This window comes from Cupriavidus sp. SIMBA_020 (assembly GCF_046535395.1).
GTDB lineage: Bacteria > Pseudomonadota > Gammaproteobacteria > Burkholderiales > Burkholderiaceae > Cupriavidus > Cupriavidus campinensis.
Genome location: NZ_JAWRWU010001292.1, coordinates 1 through 249 on the forward strand (window position 1 = coordinate 1; position 249 = coordinate 249).

Consider the following 249-nt stretch of genomic DNA (forward strand, 5'->3'; position numbering starts at 1 on the left):
TACCAGCTTTCAGCGTTTTGAATGTAGCATGCCGTTCCGGTCCACGTGAAAAGTGAAGCCGCGCCAGGTGACCAGGGTCGAACTGTAGCTCGCGAGGAAGATCAGGAACAACGCAATATCCCATATCGGCAGCAGCCACAGCTCGCGATGGGGATGGCACAAGGCCCGGTCCGCCCGGAGCTTCAGCCAAAGGCGGGCCAGCAGGGCGATCGCGGCGAGCGACCACGACCAGCTTGCGGCGCCCGACAG

At 62.7% G+C, this 249-nt stretch carries 1 pseudogene; it reads right to left on the reverse strand.

Annotated features, from left to right (window positions below):
* Positions 1-9: 9 nt before the first annotated feature.
* A pseudogene (locus SB751_RS33675) lies at positions 10-249 on the reverse strand (glucosyltransferase); the annotation flags it as partial.